We start from the raw sequence: 15,432 nt of genomic DNA on the forward strand, positions 1-15,432 counted from the left end.
CGCAGTACATCGCCGACCCGCTCGCCTGGGGAGCGATCGGTGCGCGCACCACCGAGAGCCAGGTGCACCGCGAGCTGGCTTCGGGCCTGTCGGCACCGATCGGGTTCAAGAACGGCACCGATGGCAACATCAAGATTGCCACCGACGCCATCCAGGCCGCCTCGCGCGGTCACCACTTCCTGTCCGTGCACAAGAACGGCCAGGTGGCCATCGTGCAGACCAATGGCAACAAGGACTGCCACGTCATCCTGCGCGGGGGCAAGGCACCCAACTACGACGCGGCCAGCGTGGCGGCGTCGGTGAAGGAGCTCGAAGCCGCCAAGCTGCCGCCACGCCTGATGGTGGACTGCAGCCACGCCAACAGCAGCAAGCAGCACGAGAAGCAGCTCGAGGTGGCACGTGACATCGCGGCACAGATCGTCGCCGGCTCGCGCAGCGTCTTCGGCGTGATGATCGAAAGCCACATCGAGGCGGGCGCGCAAAAGTTCACCCCGGGCAAGGACGAGGTGGGCGCCCTGAAGTATGGCCAGAGCATCACCGATGCCTGCCTGGGCTGGGGCGATTCGCTGCAGGCGCTCGAGGTTCTGTCGGCTGCGGTGCAGACCGCCCGCCGCGAGCGGCCCTGAAGCCGCCACGGGCTTTCACGGGGTGGATCGCGTGCGGCGCGCGGTCCACAATCGGGTGAATCACCGATCAGGAGAACCCGATATGCGCAGCCAAGTCACCGTGAGCTGGGGCGAGACCGCCTCTTACCCGTTCGACCTCGAAGAGGTGCAGCCCATGCCGCACGATCAGGCACGCGCCTGGCTCGACGAACAGTTCACAACCCTGGGCTGCGATCCGATCCGGCCCACCGGCAAGGTGCTGACGGCTGACAAGATCCTGTGCGTGGCCGAGGCCGCTGGGGAAGGCCACTTCCGGGACGTGGGCCACCGCCCTTGGGCGCTGGCCTTTGCCCGGGCCGCGAGTGCGGCGCTGGCCAAGCCGGTGGTGTCGATCGACGTGCCCAAGCACCTGCTGACGTACTGAAACTCAGGCCGCCAGGGCCTTGAGCAGGCGGTCGTGCACGCCGCCGAAGCCGCCGTTGCTCATGCAGACGATGTGGTCGCCGGGCTGTGCGGCCGCCGTCACCTGGGCCACGAGTTCGTCGATGTTGTGGCCCACCTTCGCCCGTGCTCCCATGGGCGCCAGGGCCTCGGCCGCGTCCCAGTCCAGCCCGCCCGCGTGGCAGAACGCAAGGTCCGCCGCCTCCAGGCTCCAGGGCAACTGGGATTTCATCGTGCCCAGCTTCATGGTGTTGCTGCGCGGCTCGAACACCGCCAGGATGCGGCCGCGCGGCTGGCCCAACTTGCGCTGCAGGCCGTCCAGGGTGGTCCGGATGGCGGTGGGGTGGTGCGCGAAGTCGTCGTAGACCGTGATCACGCCGCCCGAGCGCTGCACCGTGCCCCGCACCTCCATGCGGCGGCGCACGTTCTCGAAACTGCTCAAGGCGCGCGCGGCGTCCGCCGGGGCCACCCCCACGTGCTCGGCCGCCGCAATGGCCGCCAGACCGTTGAGCTGGTTGTGCACGCCCGTAAGTGCCCACTCCACGCGGCCGACTTGCTGGCCTTGGTGCCAAACGTCGAAGGCGTGGGGCTCGCCCTGGGCGGTGAAATCGCTCACTGCCGCACCGAAGCTGCGCAGTTCGCTCCAGAGGCCTTTGTGGAGCACGCGCTCCAGGCTTTCCTCCAAACCATTGACCACGACACGGCCGTTGCCCGGCACGGTGCGGATCAGGTGGTGGAACTGGCGTTCGATCGCGGCAAGGTCATCGAAGATGTCGGCGTGGTCGAACTCCAGGTTGTTCAGGATCGCGGTGCGGGGCCGGTAGTGCACGAACTTGCTGCGCTTGTCGAAGAACGCGGTGTCGTATTCGTCGGCTTCGATGGTGAAGGTCTTGCCGTGGCCCAGGCGGGCCGACACACCAAAGTTCATCGGCACACCACCGATCAGGAAACCGGGTTGCAGGCCATTGGCCTCCAGGATCCAGGTCAGCATGCCGGTCGTGGTGGTCTTGCCGTGCGTGCCCGCGACGGCCAGCACATGGCGGCCCTGCAGCACGTGTTCGGCCAGCCACTGGGGCCCGCTGGTGTAGGCAGCGCCGCTGTCCATGATGGCTTCCATCAGCGGGAACTTGGGTGTGCCATCTGGCGTACGGGCACGGCTGACCACGTTGCCGACCACGAACACGTCCGGTTTGAGACCCAGTTGCTCGGCACCGAAGCCCTCGATCAGGTCGATGCCCAGCGCCCTCAACTGGTCGCTCATGGGGGGATAGACGCCAGCGTCACAGCCGGTCACGCGGTGGCCGGCTTCGCGGGCCAGGGCAGCCAGGCCGCCCATGAACGTGCCGCAGATGCCCAGAATATGAATATGCATCCCGGGATTCTAGGGGGGCGAACCCACCGGGTTTGCGGGTATGGGCCGCAGGCGTCCTGGATGCGGCCCACAGCGGGCACAATCCGTCTCCATGGACGCCAGCCGAGACGACACTTCCCACGAAATCGCCGCCGTGGCCGCCCGACTGGTGGTTGAGGAAGGCCTGGAATATGCCGCCGCCAAACGCCGAGCGGTCAAGCAGCTTGGCCTGCCAGCGCGCACACCTTTGCCCGACAACGCGGCGCTGGACGCCGCGGTGCGCGAAGACATCGCCGTGTTTTGCCCCGACACCCAGGCTGTGGAGTTGCGCGCGCTGCGCGAACTGGCCTTGCTCTGGATGGACCGCCTGCAGGCCTTTCGTCCCCATTTGGGCGGGGCGGTCTGGCACGGCACGGCCACCCGGCACAGCGACATCTATCTTCAATTGTTTTGCGAAGACCCCAAGGCGCCCGAATGGACCCTGCTCGATCACCGGGTCGATTACCACCCTGGCTCGGTCAACGGCTGGCGCGGGGAGCCCGTGGAAGCGTTGACGTTGCGCGTGCGCAGCGAGGCCCTGGGCCAGTGGGTGCTGCTGCATCTGATGGTGCACGATCTGGACGACCAGCGCGGGGCACTCAAGCCCGACGCCCAGGGCCGCAAGCCCAGGGGGGACGCGCAAGCCCTGCGCCGGATGCTGGCAGGGGAGGTGGCGGCATGAGCCTGCAGCGAAGAACCCTCTGGATGGCGGGCGTTGCGGTGGTGGCCGGTGGTGCAGGCGCCTTGCTGGCCACACGGCGCTTCCAGCTCCAGCCGGTGATGGGCGAAGCCGAGGCGGCCTTCTGGGCCGGATCGTTCGAGGGACCGAATGGCGAAGCCGTGCGCATGAGCGACTTGCGTGGCAGGCCTTTGCTGGTCAATTTCTGGGCCACCTGGTGTCCACCGTGCGTGGAGGAGTTGCCCATGCTGAACCAGTTCCACACCGCCCAGGCTGCCAAGGGTTGGCAGGTGCTGGGCCTGGCGGTGGATCAGCCCAGCGCGGTGCGCAGCTTCCTGCAGAAGCTGCAGCTGAACTTTCCGGTGGGCATGGCGGGCTTCGCCGGTACTGAGCTCAGCCGCAGCCTGGGCAATGCCACGGGTGCCTTGCCTTTCAGTGTGGTGTTCGGGGCCGACGGGTCATTGCTGCACCGCAAGCTCGGCAAAGTGTCCGAGGCCGATCTGGCGCAGTGGGCCCAGTTGGTCTGACCTTTCGTCAATCCACCCGAACTCGGCGAGAAAAAGAGGTAAATTCGTCGTTTTCGCAAAAATGGCTCCATGAGCCATCCCTTGCCCCGGGTTGAAAACCCTCCAGCGGGCGAGGTTGGGAAGCCGGTCCATTCGTGTACACTGCGGCACCCCGGCGGGTTGGTCGGCGCTCATTTCGTTGAAATTGAGTGCTTTTAGATCAACTTGACCGAACTTCGTTGGAGAAATCATGGATTTGAGAAAACTGAAGACACTGATCGACCTCGTGTCCGAGTCGAACGTGTCCGAGCTGGAAATCACCGAGGCTGAAGGCAAGGTGCGCATCGTCAAGAGCGCGCCTGTCGTGGCAGCGGCGCCCGTGACCTACAGCATGGCCCCTGCACCGGTGTCTCCACCCGTGGTGCCCGCCGTCGAAGTGACGCCGGCTGCACCCGCGGCCGCCGCTCCCGCCGCCCCCACGGGGCACACCGTGAAGTCGCCGATGGTGGGCACCTTCTACCGTGCGTCCAGCCCCGGTGCGAAACCCTTCGTCGAGATCGGCGACACCATCAAGGAAGGCGAGACGATCTGTATCGTCGAAGCCATGAAGATCCTCAACGAGATCGAGGCCGACAAGTCCGGCACCGTGACCCAGATCCTGGTGGAGAACGGCCAGGCGGTGGAGTACGGGCAGCCCATGTACGTGATCGAATAAAGAAGGCCCCGAGCCCATGTTCAAAAAAATCCTGATTGCCAACCGGGGAGAGATCGCGCTGCGCATTCAGCGCGCCTGCCGGGAAATGGGCATCAAGGCAGTGATGGTGTATTCCGAAGCCGACCGCGACGCCAAGTACGTGCGTCTGGCCGACGAGGCGGTCTGCATCGGCCCGGCGCCGAGCGCCCAGAGTTACCTCAACATGCCGGCCATCATCTCGGCCGCTGAAGTGACCGATGCCGAAGCGATTCACCCGGGCTACGGCTTCCTGTCGGAAAACGCCGATTTCGCCGAGCGCGTCGAGAAAAGCGGCTTCACCTTCATCGGACCGACGCCGGAATCCATCCGCACGATGGGTGACAAGGTGTCGGCCAAGCAGGCCATGATCCGCGCGGGTGTGCCCTGCGTGCCGGGTTCCGAAGGCGCCTTGCCGGATGACCCCGTCGTGATCAAGCGCACCGCCAAGGCCGTGGGCTACCCCGTGATCATCAAGGCCGCCGGTGGCGGTGGTGGGCGCGGCATGCGCGTGGTGCACACGGAAGCAGCCCTGTTGCACGCGGTGCAGACGACCAAGGCGGAAGCCGGTGCGGCCTTCGGCAATCCCGAGGTCTACATGGAGAAGTTTCTCCAGAACCCGCGTCACATCGAGATCCAGATCCTGGCCGACCAGCACCGCAACGCGGTTTACCTGGGCGAGCGCGACTGTTCCATGCAGCGCCGCCACCAGAAGGTGATCGAGGAAGCTCCCGCGCCGGGCATTCCGCGCCGCCTGATCGAAAAGATCGGCGAGCGTTGCGCTGCGGCCTGCAAGAAGATCGGCTACCGGGGTGCCGGCACCTTCGAGTTCCTGTTCGAGAACGGAGAGTTCTATTTCATTGAAATGAACACCCGCGTGCAGGTCGAACACCCGGTGACCGAGTGGATTTCGGGTGTGGACATCGTGCGGACCCAGATCGCGGTGGCCGCGGGCGAGAAACTGCCGTTCACGCAGCGCCAGATCGAGTTGCGCGGGCATGCCATCGAATGCCGCATCAACGCCGAAGACGCCTACAAGTTCACCCCGTCGCCTGGTCGAATCACGACCTGGCATGCGCCGGGTGGTCCGGGTGTGCGCGTGGACTCTCACGTCTACACCAACTACTTCGTGCCGCCGAATTACGACTCCATGATCGGCAAGATCATCGTCCATGGCGACACGCGGGAGCAGGCCCTGGCCCGCATGCGCACGGCGCTGGCCGAAACCGTGATCGAAGGCATCAACACCAACATCCCGCTGCACCGCGAGCTGATGGTCGACGCGAACTTCGTGACTGGCGGCACCAACATCCACTACCTGGAAGAGTGGCTGTCCCAACGTGAGCGCTGAAGCCTTCGAGCTGACCCAGCCGCCGGCTGGGTCTCTTTTTGAGCTGGTGCTGCTGGTGCCCGAGGCGGCGGTGGATGACGTGGGCGACGCCCTGGTCGCCCTGGACGCGCTCAGCGTGTCGGTCGAAGACGCCGACGCGATGACCGACGCCGAATCGGCCCTGTTCGGCGAGCCCGGCATGCCCCCGCCCAAGGAGGGCTGGCAGCGTTCGCGCGTGGTGGCGCTGTTCCCCACCGACGCTGCGGCCCGCGAGGCCGCTCAGTTGCTGGCCCTGCAGGATTTTTTTGCAGGCTGTGCAGTGCAAGGTGTGCGTGCGGTGCCCGATCAGGATTGGGTGAGGTTGACGCAGTCGCAATTCGAACCGGTCGAGATCACGCCCAGTTTCTGGATCGTTCCCACCTGGCACGAGCCGCCGGCCGCCGCTCAGCAGGTCATTCGCCTCGACCCCGGCCTGGCCTTCGGCACGGGTACCCATCCGACGACCCGCATGTGCCTGCGCTGGACCGCGCAGCACAGTCCCGTGGGACCGCGCGTGCTCGACTACGGATGTGGCTCTGGCATTCTCGCCATCGGCGCAGCCAAGTTCGGTGCGCGCGAGATCATTGCGGTGGATATCGACCCGGCGGCGGTCGAGTCCACCCGGCTCAATGCCGAGGCCAATCACGCGGTGCTGTCGGCGGGTTTGCCGGACCTGGCGCGCGGCGAGCACGATCTGGTGCTGGCCAACATCCTGGCCACGCCGTTGAAGGTGCTCGCACCGCTGCTGTGTTCGCATGTGCGCGCGGGCGGCCAACTGGTGCTCGCGGGCATTCTGGCGCGCCAGGCCGGCGAATTGATCGACGCGTATGCCCCTTGGGTGACGTTGCAGGTCAGCGACGAAGAGGATGGGTGGATCCTCATGACCGCCGTCAAGGCCTGAGACGCTTCGCCGCGCCCGCGATAATCGGCGCATGAGTTTCACCACCCGTTGCCCCTCGTGCGGAACGATGTTCAAGGTCGTTGCCGACCAGCTGAAGATCTCCGAGGGTTGGGTGCGCTGTGGCCATTGCGCCGATGTGTTCGACGCCACGCTCTACTTGCAGCCCTGGGTCCCACCGGCCCAGGAGGGCGCGCCCGGCGATCTCGCGGCGGCGGCGCCCGCACCCGAACCGGAGCCCCTTTCTGCACAGACTTTCGACGCAGAACTCGAAGCGGAACTGGAGGCCCAGTTTCAACGGCCGCCGCAAGCGGTGGACGAGCCCGAGCCCTCCGACGCCATACCGGCCAGGGCGGCTGCCGCGGACGCAAGCGACTTGGCCCTGGCGCGTTCTGTCGAGTCGCTGCCGCCTGCGGCCATCGAGGCCCCGTCCGCGCAGGCCGGGTCCGATGATCAGGAGTCGGATTTTCACGCCGAGTTGGAGCGCTTTGCCGCCGGCCTGGGGCGCTTGAAAGCCGAAGTCGACAACACCGATGCCGTGGCGGTAGCCGAACAAGAGGCGGTCGCACCCGACATCGCTGCCATGCCCGCAGCCCCTGTGCCGGCCGACCTGGGCGACCCGGGTGTCGCACGCCGCGACGACCTGGACGCGCCGGAACCGGTGCCCGGTTTCGTGAGGCAGGCCCAGCGCCAGGCCTTCTGGCAATCCCGTGGCGTGCGGGTCGTGCTCTCGCTGCTGGCCTTGATGCTGGTGCTGCTGCTGGCCGGGCAGTGGGCGCTGCAGGAGCGCGATCGACTCGCTGCGTGGCAGCCGGGCCTCAAGCCGTGGTTGCAGCGGGCGTGCGAACCCCTGGATTGTGTGGTGGCGCCCGTGCGCCGCATCGATGCGATCGTCATCGACAGCACGTCGCTGGTGCGCCGGCTTGGCAATTTCTACGCCTTCGACCTTGTGCTCAAGAACACCGCCTCCGTGGCACTGGCCGTGCCCGCGCTGGAGTTGAGCCTGACCGACATCAGCGACCAGGTGATTTCGCGCCGCGTGTTCCTGCCCGAGGAATGGCCTGACACCCCGGCGCTGTTGCCCGCCAACGGCTCGGTCAATGTGAGTTTTCGACTGTCACTCGCCCTGGGTGACTCCACGCCCATGGCGGGTTATCGCGCCCTGGTTTTTTATCCCTGATCTGGAAATTTCTTTATGTCCATCCTGGTTTGCGGCTCGCTCGCCTTCGACACCATCATGACCTTCGAGGGCCGCTTTGCCGAGCAGATCCTTCCAAGCCAGCTGCACATTCTCAATGTATCGTTCCTGGTGCCGGGCCTGCGCCGCGAATACGGCGGCTGTGCCGGCAATATCGCTTATGGTCTTCGCCAGCTGGGTGCCGAGGTGGTACCGCTGGCCATGCTGGGCAACGATGGGGGCGAGTACCTTGATCGCCTGCGCGGGCTGGGCGTGGACACGCGCCATGTGTCGTCCTCCGCCGAGAGCTACACCGCACAGGCCATGATCATGACCGACCGCGACAACAACCAGATCACCGCGTTTCACCCGGGTGCGATGTCCTCGGCGCACGACAACCCGGTGCCCCGGCGCGACGACCTCAAGGTCGCCATCATTTCGCCCGATGGCCGCGAGGCGATGCTCACGCACGCGCGCCAGCTGCATGACGCCGGTGTGCCATTCGTGTTCGATCCGGGGCAGGGCCTGCCCATGTTCAATGGCGAGGAACTGCGGCAGTTCATCGAGCTGGCCAGCTGGGTCACGCTCAACGACTACGAGGCCCAGATGCTGTGCGACCGCACCGGCCTCACGCTCGACGCGATTGCCGCGAAGGTGCAAGGCCTCATTGTGACGCTGGGCGCCGAAGGCTGTGACGTCTGGGACGGCAGCGCGGCCAAGGTTCGTGTCGCGGGCATGCCGGCGGCCACGGTGGTCGACCCCACGGGTTGCGGCGATGCGTTCCGCGCGGCCCTGTTGCATGGCCTCGAGCAGGGGTGGTCGCTGCAACGCTGTGCCGAGTTGGGCAATCGCATGGGCGCGGTGAAGATCGCGAGCCGCGGCGGCCAGAACTACACGCTCTGAGTCGCGACCGGCATGAAAAAAGCCCGGCGCTTTCGCGCCGGGCTTGCAGGTCAACTCAACGAGAGTCTCAGGGCTTGCTGGACGTGGGGAACGGCCACGCAGCCTGAGGGTTGAGCTTCGTCTGCGCCGCAGGAGCAGCAGGGGCCGCCGGCTTCTTGGCCGGCTCAGCTTTTTTTGCTGGGGCTGCCTTTTTCGCAGGGGCCTTCTTCGCGGGGGCCTTCTTCACAGCGGCTTTTTTGGCCGGCGCTTTCTTGGCTGCAACCTTTTTGGGAGCAGCTTTCTTGGCGACAACCTTCTTCGCCGGCGCTTTCTTGGCAGCGGCCTTCTTCGCCGGTGCTGCCTTCTTGGCGACGACCTTCTTGGCCGCGACCTTCTTCGCCGGTGCTGCCTTCTTCGCAGCAACCTTCTTCGCCGGTGCTGCCTTCTTGGCCGCAACCTTCTTCACGGCGGGCTTCTTGGCCGCGACCTTCTTGGCCGGAGCCTTCTTCGCCGGAGCTGCCTTCTTCGCAGCGGGTTTCTTGGCCGGAGCCTTCTTAGCCGGTGCGGCCTTTTTGGCCGGGGCTTTTTTTGCAGTTGCCATTGTTTTCTCCTTGATCAAGTTGCAAAGAGCACTTCAGCCAGCCTTGTTGCCGGTGAAGTGATTCAACGCCCTGGAGCCGTGTGGATGCATCCACGGCTGGCCCCAAGGTTTTGAATCCTGTGACAAAACCCCGTCTCCGGCGTCTGCGCGACGGTGACAGGGTTTTGGTTGAACGGAAATCATGTTGTTGGTCGGTATGGGCAATGCGGCTCCGGCTGCAATGGGCATCAATCCCAGGACAGTGCCCCGCCGGTTTGGTACTCGATCACACGCGTTTCAAAGAAATTGCGTTCCTTCTTGAGGTCGATCATCTCGCTCATCCAGGGGAACGGGTTCTCTTCGTTGGGGAACAGGGGTTCGAGGCCGATCTGCGTGGCACGGCGGTTGGCAATGTAGCGCAGATAGCCCTTGAACATCGACGCGTTCATGCCCAGCACGCCGCGAGGCATGGTGTCCTCGGCGTAGCGGTACTCGAGTTCGACGGCCTTGAGGAACAGTCCCTTGATTTCTTCCTTGAACTCGGCGGTCCACAGCATCGGGTTCTCCATCTTGATCGCGTTGATCAGATCGATGCCGAAGTTGCAGTGCATGGACTCGTCGCGCAGGATGTACTGGTACTGCTCGGCAGCCCCGGTCATCTTGTTCTGGCGGCCCAGCGCCAGGATCTGGGTGAAGCCGACGTAGAAGAACAGGCCTTCCATGAGGCAGGCGAACACGATCAGGCTCTTGAGCAGGCGCTGGTCGGTCTCGGGCGTGCCCGTGTGGAAGTTCGGATCCATGATCGCCTCGATGAAGGGGATCAGGAACTGGTCCTTGTCGCGGATCGACTGAACTTCGTTGTAGGCGTTGAAGATCTCGGACTCGTCGAGGCCGAGCGACTCCACGATGTACTGGTAGGCGTGGGTATGGATCGCTTCCTCGAACGCCTGGCGCAGCAGGAACTGGCGGCATTCGGGTGCGGTGATGTGCCGGTAGGTGCCCAGCACGATGTTGTTCGCAGCGAGCGAGTCGGCGGTGACGAAGAAGCCGAGGTTGCGCTTGACGATGCGGCGCTCGTCTTCGGTCAGGCCGTTGGGGTCTTTCCAGAGCGCGATGTCGCGGCTCATGTTCACTTCCTGCGGCATCCAGTGGTTGGCGCAGGTGGCGAGGTACTTCTCCCAGGCCCACTTGTACTTGAACGGCACCAGCTGGTTGACGTCGGTCTGGCCGTTGATGATGCGCTTGTCGGCCGCATTGACGCGGCGCGCAGGAGCGGTGGGCGCTGCGGCGGTGTTGATCGAAGCGGAGGGGAGAGGCGCGCGCTCACCGGACGGTGAGGACAGTGAGGCTTGCAGGCCCGACGTGCCGGTGGGCAGTGGGCTGTTCGCTGGCTTCGATGAGGGCGTGATGTGATCGTCCCAGGTCAACATAGAGGTTTCCAATGTTCGGATTATGAAAGTGTGCGCATGAAATGCAAAGTGATCAGGCGAGATGCGCACATTTTGTGTTGCGGTGTTGCATCGAATTGCATTCGATGGACACCGCAACACGTGTGCACATGACGGTCGAAATCACTGGCACGCTTCGCAACCCGGGTCGTCGATTGCGCAGAACTTGATGTCGGTGGCGGATTCCACGTCGGTGATGTCCGCAGGTGCCGCCGCTGGAGCGGATGCCGCGGCAGCACTGGTATTGCCGACGGAGACGGCGTTGAGCTGACCGGTGCGGCCGGTGGATTTCTCGATCTGCGTGGCCGAGGTCGTGCGCAGGTAGTAGGTGGTCTTGAGGCCGCGCAGCCAGGCGAGCTTGTAGGTGTCGTCGAGCTTCTTGCCCGAGGCACCGGCCATGTAGATGTTCAGGCTCTGCGCCTGGTCGATCCACTTCTGGCGGCGAGCGGCGGCTTCCACCAGCCACAGCGGTTCGACTTCAAAGGCGGTGGCGTACAGCGCCTTCACGTCTTGCGGCACACGGTCGATCGGGCGCAGCGAGCCATCGAAGTGCTTGAGGTCCATGACCATGACGTCGTCCCACAGGCCCAGGCGCTTGAGGTCTTTCACCAGGTAGCTGTTGATGACGGTGAACTCGCCCGACAGGTTGGACTTGACCGAGAGGTTGCCGAAGCAGGGCTCGATGGAAGCGTCCACGCCGATGATGTTGGAGATGGTCGCAGTCGGTGCGATGGCCACGCAGTTGGAGTTGCGCATGCCGTCGGCCGCGATCTTCTTGCGCAAGGCATCCCAGTCCAGGGTGCTGGAGCGGTCCACGTCGACATAGCCGCCGCGCTCGCGCGCCAGCAGGTCCAGGGTGTCGGGGGGCAGGATGCCCTTGTCCCACAGCGAGCCGCGGTAGCTTGCGTAGCGGCCGCGCTCGCGGGCGAGTTCGGTCGAGGCCCAGTAAGCGTAGTAGCAGACGGCTTCCATCGAACGGTCGGCGAAGTCCACGGCCTCGTTGGAGGCGTAGGGAATGCGCAGTTCGTACAGCGCGTCCTGGAAGCCCATGACACCCAGGCCCACCGGGCGGTGGCGCATGTTCGAGTCGCGCGCCTTCTTCACCGCGTAGTAGTTGATGTCGATCACGTTGTCGAGCATCCGCATGGCGGTCTTGATGGTCGCCTGCAGCTTGTCATGGTCCAGCACCTTGGCGCCGTCGTCACCGCGCTTGACGTGGTTGAGCAGGTTGACCGAGCCCAGGTTGCACACCGCCGTTTCGGTGTCGCTGGTGTTGAGCGTGATTTCGGTGCACAGGTTGGAGCTGTGGACCACGCCTGCGTGCTGCTGCGGGCTGCGCACGTTGCAGGCGTCCTTGAACGTGATCCAGGGGTGGCCGGTCTCGAACAGCATCGAGAGCATCTTGCGCCACAGGTCGCTGGCGGGCACCTTGCGGTACGGCTTGATCTCGCCGCGAGCGGCTTTTTCTTCGTAGGCCAGGTAGGCCTTTTCGAAGTCGGCGCCGAAGAGGTCGTGCAGGTCGGGCACGCTGTTGGGCGAGAACAGGCTCCACTCGCCCTTTTCCATCACGCGCTTCATGAACAGGTCGGGAATCCAGTTCGCGGTGTTCATGTCGTGCGTGCGGCGGCGGTCGTCGCCGGTGTTCTTGCGCAGCTCGAGGAATTCCTCGATGTCCAGGTGCCAGGTTTCCAGGTAGGTGCAGACCGCGCCCTTGCGCTTGCCGCCCTGGTTGACGGCCACGGCAGTGTCGTTGACCACCTTGAGGAAGGGCACGACGCCTTGCGATTCGCCGTTGGTGCCCTTGATGTGGGAGCCCAGGGCGCGCACGCGCGTCCAGTCATTGCCAAGGCCGCCCGCGAACTTGGAGAGCAGCGCGTTTTCCTTGATCGACTCGTAGATGCCGTCGAGGTCGTCGGGCACCGTGGTCAGGTAGCAGCTGGAGAGCTGCGAGCGCAGCGTGCCGCTGTTGAACAACGTGGGCGTGGACGACATGAAGTCGAACGAGGACAGCACTTCGTAGAACTCGATGGCTCGGGCTTCGCGGTCGATCTCGTTGAGCGACAGGCCCATGGCCACGCGCATGAAGAAGGACTGAGGCAGCTCGATGCGCGTCTTGCGAACGTGCAGGAAGTAGCGGTCGTACAGCGTCTGCAGGCCCAGGTAGTCGAACTGCAGGTCGCGCTCGGGCTTGAGCGCAGCGCCCAGGCGGGCCAGGTCGAACTGCAGCAGCTTTTCGTCGAGCAGGTCGTTGTCCACGCCCTTCTTGATGAACTGGGGGAAGTAGTCGGCGTAGCGCGCGCCCATCTCGGCGGCGGGCACTTCCTCGCCCATCACTTCCTTGACGATGGTGTGCAACAGCAGGCGGGCGGTCGCGTAGGTGTAGTCGGGATCTTTTTCAATCAGCGTGCGTGCGGCCAGGATGGAAGCCTTGTAGACCTCTTCCATGGGCACGCCGTCGTACAGGTTGCGCTTGGTCTCGGCGACGATGGGGTCGGCCTTGACGTCCTTGCCCAGGCCGCTGCAGGCGGCGGCGATCAGGCCTTGCAGACGCGGCAGGTCCAGCGGCACGCGCTCGCCGCCGTCGATCACGTGGAGCACCGGCTCAGCCGGGTGCGCCACTTCGGCCAGGTGCGCGCGTTCCTGCGTGCGGCGTTCGCGGTAGAGCACGTAGGCGCGGGCGACTTCGTGGTGACCGCTGCGCATCAGGCCGAGCTCGACCTGGTCCTGCACGTCTTCAATGTGGAAGGTGCCGCCACCCGGGCGCGAGCGCATCAGGGCGCGGGCGACATTCTGGGTCAGCTCGTCCACCGTCTCGCGCACGCTGGCCGATGCGGCGCCCTGGGTGCCATGCACGGCCAGGAAGGCTTTCATCATGGCGACGGCGATCTTGCTGGGCTCGAAGGGCACCACGGCGCCGTTGCGACGGATGATCTGGTAGTTGGCGAAAACCGAGCTGCTCGCAGCCAGCGAAGCCGCGGCGGGGGTACCGGCGGAGGGCTTCAGTGTGGCGGGGGACGGGGTTGTGATGGGGGAAGCGGTCAGCATGGGTTCCTCTTTCATTTGTTGTAGGGTGAACTGCATCGGGGGCGCGGTGTCCGATGGCAGGTTGATGGCTTGGGTGCCGGTGTCAACGCAGGCCGCAGGTGATGGTCGCGGCCGCCTGAAGCACTGGGTTCAGGCGACGGCCATACTGGGCGGGGTAGGGTTCGGGACTCACAAGGCAACACTATATCTGGTGTGCATGTCCCGTTCAAGCCACTACGGGTAGTGTTTTCGAGAAAATTCGGATCGATCTGCGGCGGGCATTTTTCGTTAGACAAAAAATCGCTGTCGAGTGGGCCCCGTCCTTGAACACGAGGGCAAAAGGCCAGTGCCGGCGCGCGCTTTGGCGCGATTTGTCCTCGCTGGCCGCGCCGTTGCAAGCCGCCGGGATCGATGCGAGCTGCGGGGCGCGGGACTCAGTTGCCAGTGACCCTGCGGACAAGTGTGTCTTGCGGGAAACACGCCTCGGGCCATTGCAGGTCGGCCCGCAGGCGAGGCCAGTCGAAACCGGGTCCCGGGTCCTGCTTGCGCCCCGGTGCGATGTGCTCATGGCCCGCCACGTGCCGCACCGGATAACGCCGCACCAGTTGGGTGCACAGCTGCGCGAGCGCGGCGTACTGGGCGGCCTCGAAATGTTCGCCCTCCAGGCCCTCGAGTTCAATGCCGATGGAATCGTCGTTGCATTGCTGGCGCCCGCGCCAGCACGAGGCGCCGGCGTGCCACGCGCGCTCGTCGGCATCGACGAACTGCACCACCTCGCCGTCGCGGCGCACGAAGAAGTGCGACGACACCTCCATGCCGCGGATCTGCTCGAAGTAGGGGTGGGCGCTCCAGTCCAGCTGGTTGGTGAAGAGCTGTTCCACCTCCGGGCCGCCGTACACCCCGGGGGGCAGGCTGATCGAATGGATGACGATCAGGTCGACCTCGGCACCGTCGGGGCGCGGGCCGAAGTTGGGCGAAGGGCAGTGGCGCGCCGTGCGCAACCAGCCGCCTTGCCAGGGGTCGTCGTGCCCGGCGGGATCAGGTCGTGGTGGCGTCGTCATCGTCCGACGGCATGGCGATGCCCAGCCGCTGGATGCGGTAGCGCATCTGGCGCAGGTTCAGGCCCAGGCGGGCCGCGGCTGCGGTGCGGTTGAAGTCGCATTCGCGCAGCGCCTTGAGCAGGACCTGCCGTTCCTGTTCGTCCAGGTAGCTCTGCAGGTCGGCGGGAATTTCTTCGGGCGGTCGCGTCGGGGACGCACCGGGCGCATCGGCGGGCGCGAGCTGGCCGGGCCGATGGGCAGCGTGCGGGATGGGGTCGGTCTCGCCGAAGTCCTCCGGTTCGAGCACATCGCCGCTGCTCAGGGCCAGGGCGCGCTGCAGCAGGTTCTCGAGTTCGCGCACGTTGCCCGGCAGTTCGCGCGATTGCAACCAGGCCAGCGCGCGCGGTGACACCTGGGGCACGCTTTGCCCGGATTCGGCGCACAGCCGCGCCAGCAGGGCCTCGATCAGCAAGGGCAGGTCTTCGCGCCGTTCCCGCAGCGCGGGCGATCGCAGGCCGATGACGTTGAGGCGGTAGAACAGGTCCTGGCGGAACTGGCCCGACTGCACCAGGGCGTTGAGGTCGCGGTGGGTGGCGCTGACCAGCCGAACGTCGACGGCCTCTTCCTGCACGCCGCCAAGCGCGCGCACGCGGCGCTCCTGGA

General features: G+C 65.4%; 15 protein-coding genes. 9 read left to right on the plus strand and 6 right to left on the minus strand.

Annotation, left to right across the window (positions count from 1 at the left end; all coding sequences use genetic code 11):
• Window positions 1–626, plus strand: a 626-nt coding sequence (locus KIT86_RS21095; protein WP_297402042.1) for a 3-deoxy-7-phosphoheptulonate synthase, incomplete at its 5' end; no start/stop codon positions are given.
• A gap of 82 nt (window positions 627–708) precedes the next feature.
• The gene (locus KIT86_RS21100; protein ID WP_297402044.1) at window positions 709–1,029 is read left to right on the plus strand and encodes a hypothetical protein; all 321 of its coding nucleotides are present in this window, start codon (window positions 709–711) and stop codon (window positions 1,027–1,029) included.
• A 3-nt stretch (window positions 1,030–1,032) separates the two neighbouring features.
• Here KIT86_RS21100 and mpl read toward each other — a convergent pair whose 3' ends face one another.
• Window positions 1,033–2,418 carry a UDP-N-acetylmuramate:L-alanyl-gamma-D-glutamyl-meso-diaminopimelate ligase gene (gene mpl, locus KIT86_RS21105; protein ID WP_297402046.1) on the minus strand — a complete coding sequence of 462 codons (1,386 nt, stop codon included), beginning with the start codon at window positions 2,416–2,418 and terminating at the stop codon, window positions 1,033–1,035.
• Window positions 2,419–2,509: 91 nt separating this feature from the next.
• Between mpl and KIT86_RS21110 the strand changes: the two genes are divergently transcribed.
• The 7 genes from KIT86_RS21110 to KIT86_RS21140 all read left to right on the plus strand — a co-directional run bounded on the left by KIT86_RS21110 (window position 2,510) and on the right by KIT86_RS21140 (window position 8,698).
• Window positions 2,510–3,118, plus strand: a complete 609-nt coding sequence (locus tag KIT86_RS21110; protein ID WP_297402049.1) for a hypothetical protein — start codon at window positions 2,510–2,512, stop codon at window positions 3,116–3,118.
• Window positions 3,115–3,642, plus strand: a complete 528-nt coding sequence (locus KIT86_RS21115) for a TlpA disulfide reductase family protein (protein ID WP_297402050.1) — start codon at window positions 3,115–3,117, stop codon at window positions 3,640–3,642. Before KIT86_RS21110 ends, KIT86_RS21115 begins: the two co-directional genes overlap by 4 nt.
• A 229-nt stretch (window positions 3,643–3,871) precedes the next feature.
• A complete protein-coding gene (gene accB / locus KIT86_RS21120; RefSeq protein ID WP_297402053.1) occupies window positions 3,872–4,336 on the plus strand; it encodes an acetyl-CoA carboxylase biotin carboxyl carrier protein in 465 nt (154 codons plus the stop codon).
• Between the two features lie 16 nt (window positions 4,337–4,352).
• A complete protein-coding gene (gene accC, locus KIT86_RS21125; RefSeq protein WP_291119323.1) occupies window positions 4,353–5,702 on the plus strand; it encodes an acetyl-CoA carboxylase biotin carboxylase subunit in 1,350 nt (449 codons plus the stop codon).
• Window positions 5,692–6,621: a 50S ribosomal protein L11 methyltransferase gene (gene prmA, locus KIT86_RS21130; RefSeq protein WP_297402056.1), complete on the plus strand. Its 930-nt coding sequence runs from the start codon at window positions 5,692–5,694 to the stop codon at window positions 6,619–6,621. The genes accC and prmA overlap by 11 nt, the downstream gene beginning before the upstream one ends.
• Window positions 6,622–6,652: 31 nt before the next feature.
• On the plus strand, window positions 6,653–7,798 hold the full coding sequence (locus tag KIT86_RS21135; RefSeq protein WP_297402058.1) for a DUF3426 domain-containing protein: 1,146 nt from the start codon (window positions 6,653–6,655) through the stop codon (window positions 7,796–7,798).
• Between the two features lie 15 nt (window positions 7,799–7,813).
• A complete protein-coding gene (locus KIT86_RS21140; RefSeq protein WP_297402060.1) occupies window positions 7,814–8,698 on the plus strand; it encodes a carbohydrate kinase family protein in 885 nt (294 codons plus the stop codon).
• Window positions 8,699–8,765: 67 nt separating this feature from the next.
• On the opposite strand, the gene KIT86_RS21145 is transcribed toward KIT86_RS21140, so the two are convergent.
• The 5 genes from KIT86_RS21145 to KIT86_RS21165 all read right to left on the minus strand — a co-directional run.
• Window positions 8,766–9,278, minus strand: coding sequence for a histone H1-like DNA-binding protein (locus KIT86_RS21145; protein WP_297402070.1), 513 nt, complete (start codon window positions 9,276–9,278; stop codon window positions 8,766–8,768).
• Between the two features lie 227 nt (window positions 9,279–9,505).
• A complete protein-coding gene (locus tag KIT86_RS21150) occupies window positions 9,506–10,687 on the minus strand; it encodes a ribonucleotide-diphosphate reductase subunit beta (RefSeq protein ID WP_297402062.1) in 1,182 nt (393 codons plus the stop codon).
• Between the two features lie 141 nt (window positions 10,688–10,828).
• Window positions 10,829–13,750 carry a ribonucleoside-diphosphate reductase subunit alpha gene (locus tag KIT86_RS21155; RefSeq protein ID WP_297402064.1) on the minus strand — a complete coding sequence of 974 codons (2,922 nt, stop codon included), beginning with the start codon at window positions 13,748–13,750 and terminating at the stop codon, window positions 10,829–10,831.
• A gap of 413 nt (window positions 13,751–14,163) precedes the next feature.
• Window positions 14,164–14,790 carry a 1,6-anhydro-N-acetylmuramyl-L-alanine amidase AmpD gene (gene ampD / locus KIT86_RS21160; protein WP_297402066.1) on the minus strand — a complete coding sequence of 209 codons (627 nt, stop codon included), beginning with the start codon at window positions 14,788–14,790 and terminating at the stop codon, window positions 14,164–14,166.
• Window positions 14,768–15,432, minus strand: a 665-nt coding sequence (locus tag KIT86_RS21165) for a sigma 54-interacting transcriptional regulator (protein WP_297402068.1), incomplete at its 5' end; no start/stop codon positions are given. The genes KIT86_RS21165 and ampD, both read right to left, overlap by 23 nt.

Source organism: Hydrogenophaga sp., from assembly GCF_026125825.1.
Taxonomy (GTDB): Bacteria; Pseudomonadota; Gammaproteobacteria; order Burkholderiales; family Burkholderiaceae_C; genus Hydrogenophaga.

Excerpts from the sequence above, each read along its gene's own strand:
- KIT86_RS21100 (WP_297402044.1), top strand. The coding sequence starts at position 709 with ATGCGCAGCCAAGTCACCGTGAGCTGGGGCGAGACCGCCTCTTACCCG.
- mpl (WP_297402046.1), bottom strand. The coding sequence starts at position 2,418 with ATGCATATTCATATTCTGGGCATCTGCGGCACGTTCATGGGCGGCCTG.
- KIT86_RS21110 (WP_297402049.1), top strand. The coding sequence starts at position 2,510 with ATGGACGCCAGCCGAGACGACACTTCCCACGAAATCGCCGCCGTGGCC.
- KIT86_RS21115 (WP_297402050.1), top strand. The coding sequence starts at position 3,115 with ATGAGCCTGCAGCGAAGAACCCTCTGGATGGCGGGCGTTGCGGTGGTG.
- accB (WP_297402053.1), top strand. The coding sequence starts at position 3,872 with ATGGATTTGAGAAAACTGAAGACACTGATCGACCTCGTGTCCGAGTCG.
- accC (WP_291119323.1), top strand. The coding sequence starts at position 4,353 with ATGTTCAAAAAAATCCTGATTGCCAACCGGGGAGAGATCGCGCTGCGC.
- KIT86_RS21135 (WP_297402058.1), top strand. The coding sequence starts at position 6,653 with ATGAGTTTCACCACCCGTTGCCCCTCGTGCGGAACGATGTTCAAGGTC.
- KIT86_RS21140 (WP_297402060.1), top strand. The coding sequence starts at position 7,814 with ATGTCCATCCTGGTTTGCGGCTCGCTCGCCTTCGACACCATCATGACC.
- KIT86_RS21145 (WP_297402070.1), bottom strand. The coding sequence starts at position 9,278 with ATGGCAACTGCAAAAAAAGCCCCGGCCAAAAAGGCCGCACCGGCTAAG.
- KIT86_RS21150 (WP_297402062.1), bottom strand. The coding sequence starts at position 10,687 with ATGTTGACCTGGGACGATCACATCACGCCCTCATCGAAGCCAGCGAAC.
- KIT86_RS21155 (WP_297402064.1), bottom strand. The coding sequence starts at position 13,750 with ATGCTGACCGCTTCCCCCATCACAACCCCGTCCCCCGCCACACTGAAG.
- ampD (WP_297402066.1), bottom strand. The coding sequence starts at position 14,790 with ATGACGACGCCACCACGACCTGATCCCGCCGGGCACGACGACCCCTGG.